At 67.4% G+C, this 17665-nt stretch carries 15 protein-coding genes and 1 pseudogene; 10 read left to right on the forward strand and 6 right to left on the reverse strand.

Features of this window, described 5'->3' with window-relative positions; all coding sequences use genetic code 11:
- Positions 1-4 precede the first annotated feature (4 nt).
- Positions 5-3904 carry a DNA-directed RNA polymerase subunit beta' gene (locus ACIBTS_RS29680; protein ID WP_399323417.1) on the forward strand — a complete coding sequence of 1300 codons (3900 nt, stop codon included), beginning with the start codon at positions 5-7 and terminating at the stop codon, positions 3902-3904.
- A 118-nt stretch (positions 3905-4022) separates the two neighbouring features.
- Here ACIBTS_RS29680 and ACIBTS_RS29685 read toward each other — a convergent pair whose 3' ends face one another.
- On the reverse strand, positions 4023-5300 hold the full coding sequence (locus ACIBTS_RS29685; protein ID WP_399323419.1) for a hypothetical protein: 1278 nt from the start codon (positions 5298-5300) through the stop codon (positions 4023-4025).
- Positions 5301-5446: 146 nt separating this feature from the next.
- On the opposite strand from ACIBTS_RS29685, the gene ACIBTS_RS29690 reads away from it, so the two are divergent.
- From ACIBTS_RS29690 to tuf, 5 genes are all read left to right on the forward strand, one after another.
- On the forward strand, positions 5447-6454 hold the full coding sequence (locus ACIBTS_RS29690) for a glycosyltransferase family 2 protein (RefSeq protein ID WP_399323420.1): 1008 nt from the start codon (positions 5447-5449) through the stop codon (positions 6452-6454).
- Positions 6455-6709: 255 nt separating this feature from the next.
- Entirely contained in the window at positions 6710-7081 is a 372-nt protein-coding gene (gene rpsL, locus ACIBTS_RS29695; RefSeq protein ID WP_003948652.1) for a 30S ribosomal protein S12, read from the forward strand.
- Between the two features lie 3 nt (positions 7082-7084).
- Positions 7085-7555 (forward strand): 30S ribosomal protein S7, encoded by a 471-nt coding sequence (gene rpsG, locus ACIBTS_RS29700; protein WP_030788318.1) that lies wholly within the window; start codon positions 7085-7087, stop codon positions 7553-7555.
- 39 nt (positions 7556-7594) lie between these two features.
- Positions 7595-9721, forward strand: coding sequence for an elongation factor G (gene fusA, locus ACIBTS_RS29705; protein WP_319673706.1), 2127 nt, complete (start codon positions 7595-7597; stop codon positions 9719-9721).
- A 164-nt stretch (positions 9722-9885) separates the two neighbouring features.
- On the forward strand, positions 9886-11079 hold the full coding sequence (gene tuf / locus ACIBTS_RS29710) for an elongation factor Tu (protein ID WP_079660423.1): 1194 nt from the start codon (positions 9886-9888) through the stop codon (positions 11077-11079).
- 129 nt (positions 11080-11208) lie between these two features.
- Here the strand turns inward: tuf and ACIBTS_RS29715 are convergent, their stop codons facing one another.
- The 4 genes and pseudogenes from ACIBTS_RS29715 to ACIBTS_RS29730 all read right to left on the reverse strand — a co-directional run bounded on the left by ACIBTS_RS29715 (position 11209) and on the right by ACIBTS_RS29730 (position 13754).
- Positions 11209-11802, reverse strand: a complete 594-nt coding sequence (locus tag ACIBTS_RS29715) for a Uma2 family endonuclease (RefSeq protein ID WP_399323423.1) — start codon at positions 11800-11802, stop codon at positions 11209-11211.
- Between the two features lie 59 nt (positions 11803-11861).
- Positions 11862-12173: pseudogene (locus ACIBTS_RS29720) on the reverse strand (hypothetical protein); the annotation flags it as partial.
- 40 nt (positions 12174-12213) lie between these two features.
- Positions 12214-13062, reverse strand: a complete 849-nt coding sequence (locus ACIBTS_RS29725; RefSeq protein ID WP_399323424.1) for a helix-turn-helix domain-containing protein — start codon at positions 13060-13062, stop codon at positions 12214-12216.
- Between the two features lie 206 nt (positions 13063-13268).
- Positions 13269-13754, reverse strand: coding sequence for an ATP-binding protein (locus tag ACIBTS_RS29730; RefSeq protein ID WP_399323426.1), 486 nt, complete (start codon positions 13752-13754; stop codon positions 13269-13271).
- Between the two features lie 139 nt (positions 13755-13893).
- On the opposite strand from ACIBTS_RS29730, the gene ACIBTS_RS29735 reads away from it, so the two are divergent.
- Positions 13894-14778: a helix-turn-helix domain-containing protein gene (locus ACIBTS_RS29735; protein WP_399323480.1), complete on the forward strand. Its 885-nt coding sequence runs from the start codon at positions 13894-13896 to the stop codon at positions 14776-14778.
- On the forward strand, positions 14775-14978 hold the full coding sequence (locus ACIBTS_RS29740) for a DUF397 domain-containing protein (RefSeq protein WP_399323428.1): 204 nt from the start codon (positions 14775-14777) through the stop codon (positions 14976-14978). Before ACIBTS_RS29735 ends, ACIBTS_RS29740 begins: the two co-directional genes overlap by 4 nt.
- Here ACIBTS_RS29740 and ACIBTS_RS29745 read toward each other — a convergent pair.
- Positions 14949-15260, reverse strand: coding sequence for a hypothetical protein (locus ACIBTS_RS29745; protein ID WP_399323430.1), 312 nt, complete (start codon positions 15258-15260; stop codon positions 14949-14951). The two genes, ACIBTS_RS29740 and ACIBTS_RS29745, sit on opposite strands and share 30 nt — an antisense overlap.
- A 167-nt stretch (positions 15261-15427) precedes the next feature.
- Here ACIBTS_RS29745 and ACIBTS_RS29750 point away from each other — a divergent pair, with 167 nt between their 5' ends.
- Both ACIBTS_RS29750 and ACIBTS_RS29755 read left to right on the forward strand, forming a co-directional pair.
- Entirely contained in the window at positions 15428-16768 is a 1341-nt protein-coding gene (locus ACIBTS_RS29750) for an AAA family ATPase (protein WP_399323431.1), read from the forward strand.
- A gap of 4 nt (positions 16769-16772) precedes the next feature.
- Complete coding sequence (locus ACIBTS_RS29755) at positions 16773-17279, forward strand: hypothetical protein (RefSeq protein WP_399323433.1); 507 nt, start codon at positions 16773-16775, stop codon at positions 17277-17279.
- Positions 17280-17665 lie beyond the last annotated feature (386 nt).

Genomic DNA, 17665 nt, shown 5'->3' on the forward strand with positions numbered 1-17665 from the left:
CATAGTGCTCGACGTCAACTTCTTCGACGAGCTCCGGATCGGCCTGGCCACGGCGGACGACATCCGTCAGTGGAGCCACGGCGAGGTCAAGAAGCCCGAGACGATCAACTACCGCACGCTCAAGCCGGAAAAGGACGGACTCTTCTGCGAGAAGATCTTCGGTCCGACCCGGGACTGGGAGTGCTACTGCGGCAAGTACAAGCGTGTCCGGTTCAAGGGCATCATCTGCGAGCGCTGCGGCGTCGAGGTCACTCGCGCCAAGGTGCGTCGTGAGCGGATGGGCCACATCGAGCTGGCCGCCCCCGTCACGCACATCTGGTACTTCAAGGGCGTTCCGTCGCGCCTCGGCTACCTGCTCGACCTCGCCCCGAAGGACCTCGAGAAGGTCATCTACTTCGCGGCGTACATGATCACGTTCGTCGACGACGAGCGCCGTACGCGTGACCTGCCCTCGCTGGAGGCGCACGTCTCCGTCGAGCGTCAGCAGATCGAGAACCGTCGCGACGCCGACCTCGAGGCCCGCGCCAAGAAGCTCGAGACCGACCTGGCCGAGCTGGAGGCCGAGGGCGCCAAGGCCGACGTGCGCCGCAAGGTGCGCGAAGGCGCCGAGCGGGAGATGAAGCAGCTGCGCGACCGTGCGCAGCGCGAGATCGACCGTCTCGACGAGGTGTGGACCCGCTTCAAGAACCTCAAGGTCCAGGACCTGGAGGGCGACGAGCTCCTCTACCGCGAGCTGCGTGACCGCTTCGGCACGTACTTCGACGGTTCGATGGGCGCCGCGGCGCTGCAGAAGCGCCTGGAGTCCTTCGACCTGGACGAGGAGGCCGAGCGCCTCCGCGAGATCATCCGTACCGGCAAGGGCCAGAAGAAGACCCGTGCGCTCAAGCGCCTGAAGGTCGTCTCCGCGTTCCTGCAGACCAGCAACAGCCCCAAGGGCATGGTGCTGGACTGCGTGCCGGTCATCCCGCCGGACCTTCGCCCGATGGTGCAGCTGGACGGTGGCCGCTTCGCGACCTCCGACCTGAACGACCTGTACCGCCGTGTGATCAACCGCAACAACCGCCTGAAGCGCCTTCTCGACCTCGGTGCGCCCGAGATCATCGTGAACAACGAGAAGCGCATGCTCCAGGAGGCCGTGGACGCGCTGTTCGACAACGGCCGTCGTGGCCGTCCGGTCACCGGTCCCGGCAACCGCCCGCTGAAGTCCCTCAGCGACATGCTGAAGGGCAAGCAGGGTCGATTCCGTCAGAACCTGCTCGGCAAGCGTGTGGACTACTCCGCGCGTTCCGTGATCGTCGTCGGTCCGCAGCTGAAGCTGCACCAGTGCGGTCTGCCGAAGGCGATGGCGCTGGAGCTGTTCAAGCCGTTCGTGATGAAGCGCCTGGTCGACCTGAACCACGCGCAGAACATCAAGAGCGCCAAGCGCATGGTGGAGCGCGGCCGCACCGTCGTGTACGACGTCCTCGAAGAGGTCATCGCCGAGCACCCGGTGCTGCTGAACCGTGCGCCCACCCTGCACCGCCTCGGCATCCAGGCCTTCGAGCCGCAGCTGGTCGAGGGCAAGGCCATCCAGATCCACCCGCTCGTCTGCACCGCGTTCAACGCGGACTTCGACGGTGACCAGATGGCCGTCCACCTGCCGCTCTCCGCGGAGGCGCAGGCCGAGGCCCGCATCCTGATGCTGTCCTCGAACAACATCCTCAAGCCCGCCGACGGCCGTCCGGTGACGATGCCGACCCAGGACATGGTCCTCGGTCTGTTCTTCCTCACCACCGACGGCGAGCTGCGTGACACCAAGGGCGAGGGCCGGTCCTTCGGCTCCTCGGCCGAGGCGATCATGGCGTTCGACGCCGGTGAGCTCGCGCTGCAGTCGCCGGTCGACATCCGCTTCCCGGTGGGCACCATCCCGCCGCGTGGCTGGACGCCGCCGGTGCGTGAGGAGGGCGAGCCCGAGTGGCAGCAGGGGGACACCTTCCGCCTGCGCACCACCCTGGGCCGCGCGCTCTTCAACGAGCTGCTGCCCGAGGACTACCCGTTCGTCGACTACTCGGTGGGCAAGAAGCAGCTCTCCGAGATCGTCAACGACCTGGCCGAGCGCTACCCCAAGGTCATCGTGGCGGCGACGCTCGACAACCTGAAGGCGGCCGGCTTCTACTGGGCGACCCGTTCCGGTGTCACCGTGGCCATCTCCGACGTCGTCGTTCCCGAGGCGAAGAAGGAGATCGTCAAGGGCTACGAGGCGCAGGACGAGAAGGTCCAGAAGCAGTACGAGCGCGGTCTGATCACCAAGGAAGAGCGCACGCAGGAGCTCATCGCGATCTGGACCAAGGCGACCAACGAGGTCGCCGAGGCGATGAACGCGAACTTCCCCAAGACCAACCCCATCTTCATGATGGTTGACTCGGGTGCCCGAGGAAACATGATGCAGATGCGGCAGATCGCCGGTATGCGCGGTCTGGTGTCGAACGCGAAGAACGAGACCATCCCGCGTCCGATCAAGGCGTCCTTCCGTGAGGGCCTGTCCGTGCTGGAGTACTTCATCTCCACGCACGGTGCCCGTAAGGGTCTGGCGGACACCGCCCTGCGTACCGCCGACTCGGGTTACCTGACCCGTCGTCTGGTGGACGTCTCGCAGGACGTCATCATCCGCGAGGAGGACTGCGGCACCGAGCGCGGTCTGAAGCTGAAGATCGCGGTCCGCGGCGAGGACGGCGTCCTGCGCAAGACGGACGACGTCGAGACCAGCGTCTACGCCCGCATGCTCGCCGAGGACGTCGTCATCGACGGCAAGGTGATCGCGCCGGCCAACGTGGACCTGGGCGACGTGCTCATCGACCAGCTCGTGCGCCACGGCGTCGAGGAGGTCAAGACCCGCTCGATCCTGACCTGTGAGTCGCAGGTCGGCACGTGTGCCATGTGCTACGGCCGCTCGCTGGCCACCGGCAAGCTGGTCGACATCGGTGAGGCGGTCGGCATCATCGCCGCCCAGTCCATCGGTGAGCCCGGCACCCAGCTGACGATGCGTACCTTCCACACCGGTGGTGTGGCCGGTGACGACATCACCCAGGGTCTGCCGCGTGTCGTCGAGCTCTTCGAGGCCCGTACCCCGAAGGGTGTCGCCCCGATCTCCGAGGCCTCCGGCCGCGTGCGGATCGAGGAGACCGAGAAGACCAAGAAGATCGTCATCACGCCGGACGACGGCAGCGACGAGACGGCGTTCCCGATCTCGAAGCGCGCCCGTCTTCTGGTCAGCGAGGGCGAGCACGTCGAGGTGGGCCAGAAGCTCACCGTGGGTGCCACCAACCCGCACGACGTGCTGCGCATCCTGGGTCAGCGTGCCGTCCAGGTCCACCTGGTCGGCGAGGTCCAGAAGGTGTACAACTCGCAGGGTGTGTCGATCCACGACAAGCACATCGAGATCATCATCCGGCAGATGCTGCGCCGTGTGACGATCATCGAGTCCGGCGACGCCGAGCTGCTGCCCGGCGAGCTCGTCGAGCGCTCGAAGTTCGAGGTCGAGAACCGTCGTGTGGTCCAGGAGGGCGGTCACCCGGCCTCCGGTCGTCCGCAGCTCATGGGTATCACCAAGGCCTCGCTGGCCACGGAGTCCTGGCTGTCGGCGGCGTCCTTCCAGGAGACGACCAGGGTGCTGACGGACGCGGCGATCAACGCCAAGTCCGACTCCCTGATCGGCCTCAAGGAGAACGTCATCATCGGTAAGCTCATCCCGGCCGGTACGGGTCTGTCCCGCTACCGCAACATCCGGGTCGAGCCGACCGAGGAGGCCAAGGCCGCGATGTACTCGGCCGTCGGCTACGACGACATCGACTACTCGCCGTTCGGCACGGGCTCCGGCCAGGCCGTTCCGCTGGAGGACTACGACTACGGTCCGTACAACCAGTAAGCGGTGAGCGATCGCTGAGAAGGGCGCCCACTCCGTCTCGTACGGGGTGGGCGCCCTTCGGCGTTCCTACGGAATTTCCGGTTCCTGCGGCATGCGCGGTTGCTGCGGCGCCCGGCTGCTACGGGATGCCGAGCTCGAAGATCACGTAGTGCGCGTACCAGCCCGACGCGATGGACGCCGTCGCGAAGAACACCACCAGGCTCGGCCACTTCAGCCGGCTCAGGGCCGCCGCCGGGGCCAGCAGGAGGGGGAAGGCCGGGAGCAGGTAGCGGCCCGTGTTGCCGAACATCTGCTGGGTGCCCAGCACGGTGATCACGCTCGCCAGCGTGTACGCGACCAGCACCAGCGGCGGCTTCTTGCGCAGCATCAGCGCGATCAGGAAGGGCAGCGCCAGCACGAGCTGGACGGCCAGCAGGTCGGGGACCGTGAACGCGAACAGGTAGTCGTGGCGGCCGACGGCCGTGTTGCGCAGCACGTCGAGGGTGTAGGCGCCGAAGTCGAAGTAGTGCGCCCACCCCTCGCGCTGGAGCGTGAAGTACGCGGTGAGGTCGCCCATGCTGAGGCCGACCCAGGCGATGTAGGTGAGCAGGCCGAGCGGCGCGGCGATCATCGCGTACACGGGACCGGCGATCCCGTGCTCGCGCCTGCTGTCGCGCCGGGCGAGGGTCACGATCGCGGCCAGCCCGACGGCGCCGATGAGCGCGGCGGACGTCGGCCGGTTGAGCCCGGCGAGGAAGGCGAGGAGCCCGGCGGCCACCCAGCGGCCCTTCATCACGCAGTAGCAGCACCAGGCCGCTATGGCGACGAACACCGACTCCGAGTAGACCGCCCACTCCACGCCCGCGCCGGGCGCCACCGCCCACAGTCCGGCCGCGATGGTGCCCGCCCGCACCCCGGCGAGCGTCGAGACGACGGCGTAGATGCCGGCGGCGGCGAGGAAGGAGGCCAGGACCGACACGAGGATCCCGGAGCCGTAGAGGCCCAGTCCTGTGATCTCGGACACGCCTCGGATCAGGCCCGGGTAGAGCGGGAAGAAGGCGACCGAGTCCTGCTTGACCGTGAACAGGCCGCCCGGATCGAGCCGTTGGAGCGGCTTGGGGTCGTAGCCCTTCTCGGCGACCTGCAGGTACCACCAGCCGTCCCAGGTGGCGAGGACGTCCCACCAGTGGGCGCCGCCGCCGAAGCGCGGGTTCTTCTTCTGGTACTCGCCGGCCCACTCCAGGAGCCAGGCGAACACGGTCAGCCCGACGAGCTTCATGGTGCCGTAGAGGAGCAGCGGGGCGAGGTACGGTCGTACCCCGGCCGGCAGGGTGAGGCGGCGGAGCCTCGAGAGCCGCTCCTCTCGTCCGCCGGGCACAGCGGATCCCGTCGCCGTGTCCTTGGAAGCCGTGCTCATGGCTGGGGTCCCCCCTCGGCCGATCGTCGGACACCAGGGCGAGGCGGCAGAGCTGTCCGGTTGATCGTGAAGTCTGGTCATAAGAATGTGGTCATAAGATCGCGCAACAGAGTCGCACATGTGCGCCACGGGTTGGGGGAGGACGGGTGACCGAAGCGCGAACCGCCGAGGACACGGCGACTGTGTTGTCGGTCGTCATACCGATGTACAACGAGGAAGAGGTCCTTCCGGCGCTGGTCAGCCGGTTGCGACCGGTCCTTGCGGGTCTCGGTGTCCGCTACGAGGTCGTCGCGGTGGACGACGGCAGCGCCGACCGCACGGCCGAGCTGCTCGCCGCCTTCCGGCTGGGCTGGCCGGAACTGCGCATCATCGGCCTGCGCCGCAACTCCGGCCACCAGGCGGCCCTCACCGCCGGCCTCGACCGGGCGCTCGGCGCGTACGTCGTCAGCATCGACGCCGACCTCCAGGACCCGCCCGAGAAGATCGCCGACATGCTCGCGCTGGCCCGCGCCGAGAACCTCGACATCGTCTACGGCATCCGCGCGGACCGGGCCAGCGACACCGGGTTCAAGCGGTGGACGGCGGGCCTGTACTACCGTCTCGTGCGCCGGCTCGCGGGGGAGGACGTCCCGGCCCAGGCCGGTGACTTCAGGCTGCTGAGCAGGGCCGCGGTGGACGCCCTGAAGGCCCTGCCCGACCAGCAGCGGGTCTACCGGCTCCTGGTGCCCTGGCTGGGCTTCCCCAGCGGTGAGGTCACCTATGAGCGCGCGCCGCGGCCGGCGGGCGAGAGCAAGTACCCCCTGGGCCGGATGATCCGGCTGGCCGTCGACAGCGTCACCGGGTTCTCCGCGGCCCCCCTGCGCATCGCCACCTGGCTGGGCGGCTTCGCCTTCCTGGTCTGCCTCGCTCTGATGGGCTACACCCTGAGCGCCTACGCCCTGGGTCGCACGGTGCCCGGCTGGACGTCCCTGTTCATCGGCGTGATGTTCGTCGGCGCGGTCCAGCTGATCTGCGTGGGGCTGCTCGGCGAGTACGTCGGGCGCATCTACACGGCCGTACAGAACCGTCCGACGTACTTCGTCGGACGGGACACGGCGCAGGACGCCGCACAGGAGAGCGCTCCGCTACCACAGAGCCTGCGGCAGGGCTCGTAAACCTTCGGCGTGTCGGTAGCGGGGCCTTTGTTTTGACCGAAGTGAATGCGCTAGGTACGCTCAGACCTTGTGCCTGGGGTGTGCCCTGGCCCATGTGCGTGTCTTCAACCGCACAGGGGTCTGAGAAGTGGCCACCGCAATCTGCGTCTCTTTCTGCCTCGCGGCGGAAATCCGCGGGTTCGACACACCCGACCGCGTGGGTCGGCGAAGTTCCAGGTTAGCTGTACAAATCGGCACACAGAAACCGGAGAAGTAGTGCCTACGATCCAGCAGCTGGTCCGTAAGGGCCGGCAGGACAAGGTCGAGAAGAACAAGACGCCCGCACTCGAGGGTTCCCCTCAGCGCCGCGGCGTCTGCACGCGTGTGTTCACGACCACCCCGAAGAAGCCGAACTCGGCCCTGCGTAAGGTCGCGCGTGTGCGTCTGACCAGCGGGATCGAGGTCACCGCTTACATTCCGGGTGAGGGACACAACCTGCAGGAGCACTCCATCGTGCTCGTGCGCGGTGGCCGTGTGAAGGACCTGCCGGGTGTTCGCTACAAGATCATCCGCGGCTCCCTCGACACCCAGGGTGTCAAGAACCGCAAGCAGGCCCGCAGCCGCTACGGCGCCAAGAAGGAGAAGTAAGAAATGCCTCGTAAGGGCCCTGCCCCGAAGCGCCCGGTCATCATCGACCCGGTCTACGGTTCTCCTCTTGTCACGTCGCTCATCAACAAGGTGCTGCTGAACGGCAAGCGCTCCACCGCCGAGCGCATCGTCTACGGCGCCATGGAGGGCCTGCGCGAGAAGACCGGCAACGACCCGGTCATCACGCTGAAGCGCGCTCTCGAGAACATCAAGCCGACCATCGAGGTCAAGTCCCGCCGTGTCGGTGGCGCGACCTACCAGGTTCCGGTCGAGGTCAAGCCGGGTCGCGCGAGCACCCTGGCGCTGCGCTGGCTCGTGGGCTACTCCCGTGCCCGTCGCGAGAAGACCATGACCGAGCGCCTGCTCAACGAGCTTCTCGACGCGTCCAACGGCCTCGGCGCCGCTGTGAAGAAGCGCGAGGACACCCACAAGATGGCCGAGTCCAACAAGGCCTTCGCGCACTACCGCTGGTAGTCGCTACCCACATCGAGACCGAGAGAAGACTGAAGCCTTATGGCTACCACTTCACTTGACCTGGCCAAGGTCCGCAACATCGGGATCATGGCCCACATCGACGCGGGCAAGACGACCACCACCGAGCGGATCCTGTTCTACACCGGTGTGTCTTACAAGATCGGTGAGGTCCACGACGGCGCTGCCACCATGGACTGGATGGAGCAGGAGCAGGAGCGTGGCATCACGATCACCTCTGCTGCCACCACCTGTCACTGGCCGCTGGCCGACGTCGACCACACCATCAACATCATCGACACCCCGGGCCACGTCGACTTCACCGTCGAGGTGGAGCGTTCCCTGCGCGTGCTCGACGGTGCCGTGACGGTGTTCGACGGCGTCGCCGGCGTCGAGCCCCAGTCCGAGACGGTGTGGCGTCAGGCGGACCGCTACGGCGTCCCCCGCATCTGCTTCGTCAACAAGCTCGACCGGACCGGTGCCGAGTTCCACCGCTGCGTCGACATGATCTCTGACCGCCTCGGCGCTCAGCCGATCGTCATGCAGCTCCCGATCGGTGCCGAGGCCGACTTCAAGGGCGTCGTCGACCTGGTCACGATGAAGGCGTTCGTGTGGTCCGCCGAGGCCACCAAGGGCGAGATGTACGACATCGTCGACATCCCGGCCACGCACACCGAGGCTGCCGAGGAGTACCGCGGCAAGCTCATCGAGGCCGTCGCCGAGAACGACGAAGAGATCATGGAGCTGTACCTGGAGGGCGAGGAGCCTTCCGAGGAGCAGCTGTACGCCGCGATCCGTCGCATCACCATCGCGTCCGGCAAGTCCAAGGACACCACCGTCACCCCGGTGTTCTGCGGTACCGCGTTCAAGAACAAGGGCGTTCAGCCCCTGCTCGACGCGGTCGTGCGCTACCTCCCCTCCCCGCTCGACGTCGAGGCCATCGAGGGCCACGCCGTGAACGACCCGGAGGAGGTCGTCAAGCGCAAGCCGTCCGACGACGAGCCGCTGTCGGCGCTGGCGTTCAAGATCATGAGCGACCCGCACCTCGGCAAGCTCACCTTCGTCCGCGTGTACTCCGGCCGCCTGGAGTCCGGCACCGCCGTGCTGAACTCCGTCAAGGGCAAGAAGGAGCGCATCGGCAAGATCTACCGCATGCACGCGAACAAGCGTGAGGAGATCGCCGCGGTCGGCGCCGGCGACATCGTCGCCGTCATGGGTCTGAAGCAGACCACGACCGGTGAGACGCTGTGCGACGACAAGGCCCCCGTGATCCTGGAGTCCATGGACTTCCCGGCTCCGGTCATCCAGGTCGCCATCGAGCCCAAGTCGAAGGGCGACCAGGAGAAGCTGGGCATCGCGATCCAGCGCCTGGCCGAGGAGGACCCGTCGTTCCAGGTCCACTCGGACGAGGAGACCGGCCAGACCATCATCGGCGGCATGGGCGAACTGCACCTCGAGGTGCTGGTCGACCGTATGCGCCGTGAGTTCAAGGTCGAGGCCAACGTCGGCAAGCCGCAGGTCGCCTACCGCGAGACCATCCGCAAGGCGGTCGACCGGGTCGACTACACGCACAAGAAGCAGACTGGTGGTACCGGCCAGTTCGCCAAGGTGCAGATCGCGATCGAGCCGATCGAGGGCGGCGACGCCAGTTACGAGTTCGTGAACAAGGTGACCGGTGGTCGTATCCCGAAGGAGTACATCCCTTCGGTGGACGCCGGTGCGCAGGAGGCCATGCAGTTCGGCATCCTCGCCGGTTACGAGATGACCGGCGTGCGCGTCACCCTGCTCGACGGTGGCTACCACGAGGTGGACTCCTCCGAGCTCGCCTTCAAGATCGCCGGTTCGCAGGCCTTCAAGGAGGCCGCGCGCAAGGCCAGCCCCGTGCTGCTCGAGCCGATGATGGCCGTCGAGGTCACCACGCCCGAGGACTACATGGGCGAGGTCATCGGCGACATCAACTCCCGCCGTGGTCAGATCCAGGCCATGGAGGAGCGGGCCGGTGCCCGCGTCGTCAAGGGCCTGGTGCCCCTGTCGGAGATGTTCGGCTACGTCGGCGACCTCCGCAGCAAGACGTCGGGTCGCGCGAGCTACTCGATGCAGTTCGACTCCTACGCCGAGGTTCCCCGGAACGTCGCCGAGGAGATCATCGCGAAGGCCAAGGGCGAGTAACGCACCGCGTTCACACGCTTTAGGCTTGACTCCGGAGCCTCTGGGGCAACCACCCGCATTCGTCAAGGATCGTGGGTGTTTGCCCCGGGCCCGGGCTATGACAGCAAAGATCACCTGGCGCCGATGAAGTAAGGCGTACCAGAACCACTCCCAGGAGGACCCCAGTGGCGAAGGCGAAGTTCGAGCGGACTAAGCCGCACGTCAACATCGGCACCATCGGTCACATCGACCACGGTAAGACGACCCTCACGGCCGCCATTACCAAGGTGCTGCACGACGCGTACCCGGACCTGAACGAGGCTTCGGCCTTCGACCAGATCGACAAGGCTCCTGAGGAGCGCCAGCGCGGTATCACGATCTCCATCGCGCACGTCGAGTACCAGACCGAGACGCGTCACTACGCCCACGTCGACTGCCCCGGTCACGCGGACTACATCAAGAACATGATCACGGGTGCGGCGCAGATGGACGGCGCCATCCTCGTGGTCGCCGCCACCGACGGCCCGATGCCGCAGACCAAGGAGCACGTGCTCCTGGCCCGCCAGGTCGGCGTTCCGTACATCGTCGTCGCCCTGAACAAGGCCGACATGGTGGACGACGAGGAGATCCTGGAGCTCGTCGAGCTCGAGGTCCGTGAGCTCCTCTCCGAGTACGAGTTCCCGGGCGACGACCTGCCGGTCGTCAAGGTCTCGGCGCTCAAGGCGCTCGAGGGCGACGCCGAGTGGGGTCAGACGGTCCTCGACCTGATGGCCGCGGTCGACGAGTCGATCCCGACCCCCGAGCGTGACGTCGACAAGCCGTTCCTCATGCCCGTCGAGGACGTCTTCACGATCACCGGTCGCGGTACGGTCGTCACCGGCCGTATCGAGCGTGGTGTCCTGAAGGTCAACGAGACCGTCGACATCATCGGTATCAAGCAGGACAAGACCACCACCACGGTCACCGGTATCGAGATGTTCCGCAAGCTGCTCGACGAGGGCCAGGCCGGTGAGAACGTCGGTCTGCTGCTCCGCGGCATCAAGCGCGAGGACGTCGAGCGCGGCCAGGTCATCATCAAGCCGGGCTCGGTCACCCCGCACACCGAGTTCGAGGCCCAGGCCTACATCCTGTCGAAGGACGAGGGTGGCCGTCACACCCCCTTCTTCAACAACTACCGTCCGCAGTTCTACTTCCGTACGACGGACGTGACCGGCGTCGTGACCCTCCCCGAGGGCACCGAGATGGTCATGCCGGGTGACAACACCGAGATGAAGGTGGAGCTCATCCAGCCCGTCGCCATGGAAGAGGGCCTGAAGTTCGCCATCCGTGAGGGTGGCCGGACGGTCGGCGCCGGCCAGGTCACCAAGATCAACAAGTAAGTCTTGTTGTTCGACCTGGTAGCTCCAGCCTGAGCTGAGCACCTGAGAGGGCCCGTACGACTTTGGTCGTACGGGCCCTTTCGCATGAGCTGCGACAGGGAACGGGCCTGCCGGGCCTGCCGGGCCTGCTCAGGCGGGGTAGCGGGGGAGGCCCTCGGTGGAGATCGTCCACTCCGCGATGGTGACGTCCTCGCCGTAGACGAAGTCCTTGCGGGTGGCGTAGCGGGGGCCGTCGGGGGTGGGGTGGATGTCGGTGAGGACCGCGCCGGCGCCGGTGCGCGGGTCGAAGATCGCGTAGGCAGGGATGCCCATCAGGGGGTAGTCACGCGCCTTGCTCACCCAGTCGTTGTCCGGGTTGGAGCGGGAGACGACCTCGATGGCGGCGAGGAGGGTGCGGGGGTCGAAGGAGCCCTCTTCCCGCATGTCCGCCTCGGCGATCACCATGACGTCAGGCCGTCGCAGGATCCTTTCGGGCTCGCACTCGACATCGGGTTTGCCCGTGTGGGCGACGATCTCTTCCGGCATCGCCTTCTCAAGGCGCTTACGTAGATGGAGAGCAGTGAGCTCGTGCCGGCCGACGGGTGCCCTGAGATCGTGGACGATGCCTTCTTCGGTGACCTCGAACTTGCCGGGCAGGGTGTCGTCCATGGCCTGAACGAAATCGCGCATGGCCCGGTACCTGTGGGAGGCGCCCTGTTGCGTGTTGTCCGAGGCGATGGTCATGGTGCTCGGTTCGGCAACGACGGTGGCCTGGGGGGCGCAGAAGGCGCGGTCGCCAGGTGTCGAACACTGCTCATGGCTTCGTCCAGAACAGTGCTGAGTTCTTTGAGGGCTTCCCGCGCGATGACCGGATCCTCGTGCTCCAGATCGCTCTCCGCCTGGGCGTAGCGGGTGGAGAGGTCCGGGCGGCGAGCGATCTCGATCTCCTTGGCCCAGATCAGGACCCAGCTCTGTACCGGGCTGAGCGACTGCCACTCGACACCTTTGGCGAAGGCCTCGTCCTTCATGGCCTGCATCTCGTCCAGGCGACGTGGGGCAACGACGGCGAGAGCTGCGTGCAGGGCATCAGGAGTCAGCTCGGGACGGGGGATCAGCTCGTGCCCGTGGTCGGCCTGAGAACGGGACAGAACGGGTTCAGGGGGCGGTGGTGACACGGGAAGCGCGGCAGTCACGGCAGAGGAGTCCAGACGTGGGTGAGCGGAAGGGGCGGTCGCAGCCGTGGCAGGTCGGGAGCGGGCCTCGCGCGGGCGGTGGAGGCTCCGGCGCCCGGAAGGGAGGCGGGGGTGGGAGCTGGGCGGCGAGGCGGTGGGCGAGGAGGGCGGCCGGTCGGCGTAGCGGGTCCGCCGGCAGTTCGGCGGTGAGGGCTTGCACCACGGCTGCGGGGCCGACGTCCCGTTCTAGCCAGGTGGCGACTCCGGGGGCGAGGTGTTCCACGTCGGTGGCGGACAGCAGGAGGCGGGAGTCGTGGCGGCGGAGGCGAGCGAGGAGGTCCGTCGCCGTCTGGATGAGGGCGGGAGCGGGGTATGCGGGGCGCGGCACTGCGGGGAGGGCCTTGCGGGGGGCTGCCGCACGCTTGGCGGGGACGTGGTCGGCTGCCGGACGGCGTTCGTGGTGGCCGGGGCGGTTGCAGGAGATCGTGCGGGTGATGATCCGGCCGCCGGGGATGCGGGTGCGTTCGCGGCGGAGGTAGCCGTGGGTCTCCAGTTCGCGCAGGGCGGCGGCGATACGGGTCGCGCCCTCGGGGAAGCGGGCGGTGAGCGTCTTGATGTCGACGCGGACGCCCTTGGGCAGCGACTGGATGTGCACGGCGAGGCCGATCGCCAGCAGCGACAGCTCCTTGTGCTGGGCGAGGTGGTTGCCGATCACCGTGAAGCGGGTGGTGTGGCGGGCGTTTTCGTGGGTGAGTCCACCCGCGTGGGGGTGTTTTTTGCCCGGGATACGGGACTCGGCGCACGGCGGCGCGCTAGGGTTTTCGGTGTCCATCAGGAAGCTCCGAACTTCCTCGGTGGTCAGGCCCTCGCACTGGGATTGCAGTCCCGGCGGGGGCCGTCGCATGTCTGCGGCTGTGTGGTGGTGATGCTGCGCTGAGCGTAGGGCAGGCAACCCGTCCCGAATCCAGCCGAGTTGGGCATATTCACTCGCGGGAGTGAGTTTGCCGCTGCGGGCGGGAGGGGTGGGGCTTGGCGGGGTCATTTCCCCTCGGTGGTCCTTGGAAAGAGAACGCCCCTGACACCGAAGTGCAGGGAATCGGGTTCCGGTGCCGATGACACACGGATCTCCGCCCACACCGTTTTGCACGGCCGCCGTCCCTCGGTCACTCCCCAGCGGCCGGCGAGCGCGTCCACCAGCAGCAGCCCACGGCCCGATTCACCGTCGCCGCCGGCCGGCTGAAGGCACGGCATCCGGTCGCCGCGCGTGTCGGTGACCTCGATGCGGAGGGCGTCGCCGATGACGTAGAGGAGGAGCTGGAAGTCCCGGCCAGGGACGCGGCCATGGGTGACCGCGTTGGCCGCCAGCTCGGCCACGATGTGCGCCGCGGGGTCCAAGGGCAGCCCCCAGGAGCGCAGTTGTTCGGTGGCGAGAAGACGGGCGAGGCGGGCTCCGCGGGGCGTGGAGGACAGGCGCACGTCGAAGTGGCGGATGGGGGAGCCGAGTTGGGGGGTTTTCTGGATCACGTCACTCAGCGTGGCATCGGATGCGTACCGTAAACAGTGACAACGCGGTTGCGTAGGGTCACTGTCCACCTCTTGTCCGGCCGTGTCCGAGCTTGTCGAGGGCGGGCGGTGGCGTGACGGGACGACGGAGAGGTGCGGGATGTCGGTCGACGGGCAGGCGGTACAGGCGGTACGGCTCAAGGACGAGACGGACGAGCCGGGCTGGGAGGTGGACCCGGACGACGAGTGGGGAGTCGCGGTCGTCGCCACGGTGGGGCGGCAGCTGAGGCTGCGGCGCGAGGCGGTGGGGATGCGGGTCGCCGACTTCGCGGTGGCGGTGGGCTACGGCGAGGACATGGTCTACAAGATCGAGAGCGGGAAGCGGATCCCGAGGCCCGAATACCTGGACAGGGCGGACGAGATCCTGACGGCGGGCGGGCTGCTCTCGGCCATGAACGAGGACGTGAAGAGGGTCCAGTACCCGAAGAAGGTGCGCGAGATCGCGGAGCTGGAGGCGAAGGCGGTCGAGATCCAGCTCTACGATCCCCTGAACATCCACGGGCTGCTGCAGACGCCTGAGTACGGGCGGGCGCTGCTGCTGATGCGGCGGCCCGCATACACAGAGGCCGAGGTGGAGCGGTTCATCGCCGCCCGTGTGGGACGCAAGTCCGTCTTCGAGCGGGACCCCATGCCGGAGCTCAGCTTCGTGGTGGAGGAGTGGACCCTGCGACGTCCGCTCGGCGGGAGGGATGCGTTGCGCCGCCAGCTCGAACACCTGCTGGAGACAGGGAAGTTGCGGAATGTCGAGCTTCAGGTGATGCCCATGGATCGCGAGGAGCACGCTGGTCTGGCCGGTGGCATCGAGGTGCTGAAGTTCGGAGACGGCTCGGCTTTGGGGCGCTCGCCGGCAGTGGCCAACGGCCGGGCGGTATCCGACCTGAAGCAGCTCCGTATCCTTGAACTGCGGTATGGCATCATCCGAGCTCAGGCACTCACTCCGCGTGAGTCGTTGGCCTTCATCGAGCAACTGCTGGGGGAAACATGATCCGGGACCTGGTGTGGTTCAAGAGCAGCTACAGCAGCAGCTCCGAAGGCGACTCCTGCGTCGAAGTCGCCGCCGCCCCCGCCGCCGTCCACGTCCGTGACTCCAAGGTCACCGACGGCCCCACCTTCCACGTCGCCTCGGCCGCCTGGACGGAGTTCGTGGTGTATGCCTCAGCCCGAGGCCAGCAGTGCGCCGAGTAGCAGCAGGAGTGTCACTGGCAGGAGCGTGATGGCCAGGGCCGCTCCGGCCGTCAGGATGCGGAGCGTTCTGTAGGAGCGGCGGTGGGGGAGGGCCCAGGTCGTGGCGAACAGCGCGAGGGCCCAGTAGATCACCGCTCCGTACTGGCCCATGCCGTCGTGAGCCCGGATCACGCTGTACTCCAGCGCGAGGACCGGCAGGCCGAGCGCAGAGGCCACCAGGGGGACCCTCCACCAGGTCGGGTGATCGGCTCGGCGCTGAGGCGTGGCCTTCGACGTCGTCATGAGAACTACTTCAGCAGCGCCGCACGGCTAAGGCGTCGGGCGTCGTACTCATGTCGCTGACGTCGGCTACTCACATTGCCTGGGCGAGGCGCGTTGGACGGTTCGCTGAGGCTGCTGCTTAGCTGACAACGGCAGTGACGGTTGAACACGAGTGAGCGAGGTCGCCGGTGGAAACTCCCCGCCTGGAAGAGGTGCGGCTGACCTCTTTCAAGAGCTTCACCGGGCAGTGTCTGCCGCTCAACGACCTGACGGTGCTCATCGGCCGCAACGGCAGCGGCAAGTCGAACGCTTTGGACGGACTGATGGCGCTGTCCCGGCTGGCGGCGCTGGGGGAGTCGTTGCGGGACGCTCTGGACGGTCCGCGCAGCGGTGGCGAGGAGCCGGTCCGAGGCGGTGCGGAGGGGTGCGCGCCGCTGGGGGAGATGTCGTTCCGGCTCGGCTGCCGGGTCCGGTCCGGGCAGGCCGTCTACGACCTCGACGTGGAGATCGCGACCTTCCCCGAGGTGCGTGTGCTGCACGAGGAACTGACGGCGGTCGAGGGCGTGCGCTACGCGGGCCGGCGACTCGGGGCCGGCCGCCCCCTGCTGGTCAGCGATCCGGCGGACGTCCGGCGAGGCGACCTCAACGTGCGGTGCTTCAACGGGCGGCGTGGCATGGACCCGGGCGTGCCGTTCTCCTCGGACCGCCTTCTGACGGGCCAGGTGCCGCTGCGAGTCCCCGCCACCACCGAGGCGAACAAACTCGTCCACCAGGCCGCTCAGGACGTGCTCGGGGTCCTGCGGGAGGTCTTCCTGCTGGATCCGGTCCCGCACCTGATGAGGCAGTACGTGAACGCCCGCGACGGGGAGCTCAGGCGCAGCGGCGACAATCTGAGCGCCGCGGTCGTGGAGCTGATGAGGAAGGACCGGGCTGCCTTCACCCGCCTCACGCAGCTGGTGGCGGGCATGCCGGAGTACCCGGTGCGGGCGATCGGCAAGGTGGAGACACGGCTCGGAGACGTGCAGCTTCTCCTGAAGGAGGCGGGTTATCACGGAGCGGAGCACGACGTTCCGGCGAGGCTTCTCAGCGACGGCATGCTCCGTTTCCTCGCCTTCGGCACAGCGCTGCTCAGCGCTCCGGCCGCGGACGACGAGGCGAGCGCCGGTGCTCAGCGCCACCTGGTTATCGAGGAGATCGAGAACGGTCTCTACCCGACGCAGGCCGCCCGGGTGCTGCAGCTGATGAAGGAGGAGTCGCAGCACCGTCGTATCGACGTCCTCTTCACCACGCACAGCCCGGCCCTGCTGAACTCGCTCACCGCCGAGGACCACTCCGGGGTGGTGGTGTGCACCAGGGATCCGGAGTCGGGGGAGAGCCGACTGACACGGCTCACCGAACTGCCGGGTTACGTCGATCTCCTCGCCGCGGGAGATCTGGGGGATGCGGTGAGCAGAGGGCGACTGCCCGACGCGTTGCGCCCCCGGGACACGGGCGCGGGCACCGTCGAGGACTTCTTGAGGAGTCTGTGAGCGCGTGAGCAAGCGATCCGGTTCGGGGTTCCAGCTGCCCGTCGTCGACTTTCTGGACACGTCCGTCTTCGTCGAAATCCTTGACGTCCCCTACATGAACGACCACAGGTCGGACGTCCTTACCGAGATGGACGTCCGGCTGCGCGGCGGAGTCAGTTTCGTCCTGCCGACCGCCACGGTGATCGAGACCGGCAATCACGTCTTCCAGATCAAGGAGGGCCGGGCTCGCCGACGCTGCGCGGACGTGTTCATGAAAACCCTGCGCCGCACCGCCCGGGGCGAGGCCCCATGGCGTCTGCACGAACGCACCTGGGACGGCGCGTTCCTCGCTTCCCTGTGCGACGGCGGAAGCACCGGCATGGATCTGGGCGAGCACGCGGCGACAGGCCTGCTCGGCACTGGGGATCTCAGCATCGTCGCCGAGCGCGACCTGTACGCGTCCCGTGTCCAGGCGCGGGTGCGCATCTGGACCCTGGAGCAGACCATGGGCGCCTGGGCCGATCCGGTCTGACCGGATCCGCGTTTGACCTGCGTCACGTGCCGGGTATTGTCTCCGGCTCGATTGGCCAGGCCCCTGCCCCATATGGCAGACTGTCGGAGTTGCTCGGTCGAGTGTTGATGCTGCGCGCCTCCCGCCGGGGGGACCGGAAGCGAGTCCCACAGTACTCGTCGCCCTAACTGCCTGATGGCAGCGCTGGGGCGGACGTACGGGAATCTTTCGGGAAGTGTCAGTGCAGCGCCGACCAGGCACCCGGTGGGCCTTTCGTCCCCGGCTTGCGGTTCCGGAAGGGCCGTGCTTTCCCAGCAGGGATGTTCGAACAAGGGGCATCCGTGTGTGGCGAGAGTGCGACACACCCGACCGCGTGGGTCGGAGGATCGAGTAACGGAACACCCGGT

This window comes from Streptomyces sp. NPDC050121 (assembly GCF_044460385.1).
In the GTDB taxonomy this organism is placed as follows: domain Bacteria; phylum Actinomycetota; class Actinomycetes; order Streptomycetales; family Streptomycetaceae; genus Streptomyces; species Streptomyces soliscabiei.

What these genes read in the sequence shown, in the direction of transcription:
- ACIBTS_RS29685 (WP_399323419.1), bottom strand. Translation starts at nt 5,300, where the DNA reads ATGAGCACGGCTTCCAAGGACACGGCGACGGGATCCGCTGTGCCCGGC.
- rpsG (WP_030788318.1), top strand. Translation starts at nt 7,085, where the DNA reads ATGCCTCGTAAGGGCCCTGCCCCGAAGCGCCCGGTCATCATCGACCCG.
- fusA (WP_319673706.1), top strand. Translation starts at nt 7,595, where the DNA reads ATGGCTACCACTTCACTTGACCTGGCCAAGGTCCGCAACATCGGGATC.
- ACIBTS_RS29715 (WP_399323423.1), bottom strand. Translation starts at nt 11,802, where the DNA reads ATGACCATCGCCTCGGACAACACGCAACAGGGCGCCTCCCACAGGTAC.
- ACIBTS_RS29725 (WP_399323424.1), bottom strand. Translation starts at nt 13,062, where the DNA reads ATGGACACCGAAAACCCTAGCGCGCCGCCGTGCGCCGAGTCCCGTATC.
- ACIBTS_RS29735 (WP_399323480.1), top strand. Translation starts at nt 13,894, where the DNA reads ATGTCGGTCGACGGGCAGGCGGTACAGGCGGTACGGCTCAAGGACGAG.
- ACIBTS_RS29740 (WP_399323428.1), top strand. Translation starts at nt 14,775, where the DNA reads ATGATCCGGGACCTGGTGTGGTTCAAGAGCAGCTACAGCAGCAGCTCC.
- ACIBTS_RS29745 (WP_399323430.1), bottom strand. Translation starts at nt 15,260, where the DNA reads ATGACGACGTCGAAGGCCACGCCTCAGCGCCGAGCCGATCACCCGACC.